This is a genomic window from Escherichia sp. AM3 (assembly GCF_032029835.1).
Taxonomy (GTDB): Bacteria; Pseudomonadota; Gammaproteobacteria; order Enterobacterales; family Enterobacteriaceae; genus Escherichia; species Escherichia coli.
On the sequence record NZ_JAVUPQ010000435.1, the window covers coordinates 1 to 799 of the forward strand.

Genomic DNA, 799 nt, shown 5'->3' on the forward strand with positions numbered 1-799 from the left:
ACCCGGCGAAACTAAATCGTGCTATTGATTCGATTAGTAATGGTTACACTTATTTTGATAGTGTACATATGGATTGTGAAAAAATATCTTCCAGGTATTCCTCTGATAATCAACTTACAAATCGTGAGTCAGAAATATTACAACTCATAGCTGATGGTAAAACAAACAAAGAAATCGCTAATTTCTTGCAGTTAAGCAGGAAAACAGTCGAAACTCATAGACTCAATATCATGAAGAAATTAGATGTTCACAGTGGTATCGAGTTGATCAAAACAGCTTTACGTATGGGTGTTTGCACTATATAAAAAAAAGAGGCTTTAGGCTCATTTTGCTGAAGCCTTACGATTGTCTAGTTCATTAAGCCTGGTATATACAATATATATTTTGGGGCATATTGCTGTCTCTTTTTTTGGTTATCCATTGCAAAACCCGCATTATAAGTCCCCAGGCATTGCCACGTTACTCCACAACGTGAAAAATGGTTATATAAAATCTCGGTTCCTATTTTAATGTTCAGACAAGGGTTATCTAACAAATCTCGTTCATCTTTTATTATTCCACGTTTTTTTAACAGGGGAATATGCATCTGGTTTATCTGCATTAACCAATAATCTAAACTCTTTATATTGTTATTCTTATCTCTGTTCTTGCCTATGCTATCCTTTTTTAGATTGCTTTCAACAAGAGCGATAGCTTTAATTAAATTTGGTTCGATTCTGAACATTGTTCCTGCTTCATTAGAGCAAGAGTTGCTGGCGAAAGACATTTTTGTAATAAATATACAAAACGTGAAGATGGT

1 protein-coding gene and 1 pseudogene are annotated in these 799 nt (G+C 34.2%); one reads left to right on the forward strand and one right to left on the reverse strand.

Features of this window, described 5'->3' with window-relative positions; genetic code table 11:
• Positions 1-305: response regulator transcription factor (locus RTW80_RS26415; RefSeq protein ID WP_289697817.1), on the forward strand; the 305-nt coding region annotated here is incomplete at its 5' end.
• 18 nt (positions 306-323) lie between these two features.
• Here RTW80_RS26415 and RTW80_RS26420 read toward each other — a convergent pair.
• Positions 324-799 (reverse strand): annotated as a pseudogene (locus tag RTW80_RS26420) (lytic transglycosylase domain-containing protein); the annotation flags it as partial.